This is a genomic window from Opacimonas viscosa (assembly GCF_024199005.1).
GTDB classification, from domain to species: domain Bacteria; phylum Pseudomonadota; class Gammaproteobacteria; order Enterobacterales; family Alteromonadaceae; genus Opacimonas; species Opacimonas viscosa.
Window position 1 is genome coordinate 1 of the sequence record NZ_JANATA010000145.1, and the last position, 270, is coordinate 270.

General features: G+C 54.4%; 1 pseudogene. It reads right to left on the minus strand.

The features are described from left to right. Positions 1-270: pseudogene (locus tag NLF92_RS13045) on the minus strand (ABC1 kinase family protein); the annotation flags it as partial.

Below are 270 nucleotides of genomic sequence, written 5' to 3' on the forward strand. Positions count from 1 at the left end.
AAAATGGCGTCGACGGGGGGGATATGCCAGAAATCTTCGTCGAAACTGAGCTGCATACCCATCGCCTGAACCCGGGTGAGCAAATCGGTGTTGCCAAAGTCATAGGGGCCATCGTGGTACAGGGACTCACAGGCCAGTTTTCCTAACGCAACAACCGTGGCTTGTTGCGATTCGCTGTGGTTGGACTGCATTAAGCCGATATCTAAAGCCGCTTGTGCAACGCCTGCCATGTCGTCATTTGCCATGGCCTGCAGCAATGCCTGGTAGCCT